The 1,557-nt window shown below is 62.4% G+C and carries 1 protein-coding gene and 1 pseudogene; both read right to left on the reverse strand.

Features of this window, described 5'->3' with window-relative positions; translation table 11 throughout:
- Positions 1-172: 172 nt before the first annotated feature.
- The gene (locus AC1DY5_RS55085; protein ID WP_478122607.1) at positions 173-1,396 is read right to left on the reverse strand and encodes an FAD binding domain-containing protein; all 1,224 of its coding nucleotides are present in this window, start codon (positions 1,394-1,396) and stop codon (positions 173-175) included.
- 21 nt (positions 1,397-1,417) lie between these two features.
- A pseudogene (locus tag AC1DY5_RS55090) lies at positions 1,418-1,557 on the reverse strand (VOC family protein); the annotation flags it as partial.

Genomic DNA, 1,557 nt, shown 5'->3' on the forward strand with positions numbered 1-1,557 from the left:
GTTCTGCTTCCCTTCCTGCATGGATCAAGGTTGTCTCCTGAAACTTGCGGTTGAAGAAACTTCACATCTGCTCGCTCGGAACCTCGCCGCTCAAGGCAATGCGCGGACGAATCGCCCGACCTTGCGAGAGGATGGCCCGAGAGGCACCGCCATCGAGACCGTCCTCGCTTGGTCAATGCCGTTTCGGAGAAACCGCTGTTTCCTTCATGATGACTTCCGGGGTTCGATACAGCTCCGCCATCTCTCGCTCATGCTCGCTGTGCAATTGGGCCTGCATGTAGGCCCCCAGTGCCCGGGCATGTGCGACGATGAAGCATCCGAATTCCACGCGCGGCCGCTCATAGGCCTTGAGAGCGCTCGGGATATCGTCACAGTGCGCCAGCGCCTCGAGCAGGGCCATTGCATCGCCGGCAGCCTTGGTCACCCCCATTCCGCAATGCGGACGGGCGACGAACGCGGCATCGCCCAGCAGCGCGATCCGGCCAAAGGCCAACTGTTCGGATTCCAGATCAAGGATTGGCTGAAAGAAGAGGTTCTCGGTCTTTTCGACCACCTCCGCAAACTGTGGTGCCAACACATCGCGTGCGGCCTGCCGCACCTGATCGAGGACCTCCGGCCGAATGAGCGGCGGCGGGATGCCATCGTGCCAGACCTTTCCGTCAGCGTCGGTCACCATGTCCCTGAGCGTCGTGCTTTCGTCCGCCGGGCGATACCAGACGAAGTTGAATCGTCGTGCGCCCTCCTCGACTGCACTGTCCTTGCCCGCGACGGGATAGGCAATCATTTGCTCGTGCGGAGGAAGTCCGAACGCGAAGTACGGAAACAACTCCTTCCGCGTGCGGTCCGTCAGCGTTGATTCTTCGACCAAGCCACGCCATGCGACATAGCCGGCGTATTGGGGTTTGGCCCCAGGCAGCAATGACGTCCTGATGGACGAGCGCAATCCGTCCGCCGCCAAGAGCAGGTCACCGCGGGCGACCTCCCCACCTGCGAACGTTGCCTCGACGGCATCGGCGTCCTGCTTGAATGACTGCAGCCGCTTTCCGTTGTGGTATCGATCGTCAGGGAATGCGGACCTCAGCACGTGATAGAGCCGACCCCAAGCGGTGAGCGTCTGCGGCAGGTCGCGCAGGCCGATCACCGAGCCGTCCTTCGCCAGCGTGACGCGCTGCGTGACCTTCACGCCGATGCTTTCGTCTACGACGATGCCCGCGGACGTCAGTGCGCTCAGGAGTTCCGGATGCGTCACGATTCCGGCCCCTCTGCCCTGGAGCTCCTCCGCGGCACGCTCATAGACATGGACGTCCCAGCCGGCGCGCAGCAGCAGGTTGGCCGCAAACAATCCACCGAGTGAGCCACCGACGATGACTGCCTTCTTGCCTTGATGCGCCTTCATGTTTGTCCCCCCCCAGGCCGGTCAGTCCGCGATTGCAGACGCGTCCGTCGTCTTTTGCTGCAACGGCAGCGCTTCCTCAGCGGGAAAATTGAGCTCGATCGTGACGCCGGAGGGATCCTCGACAAACACCTGATGCAGTCCGAGGCTCGGCACTGTACGCT

The organism is Variovorax sp. P4_D9, assembly GCF_056401695.1.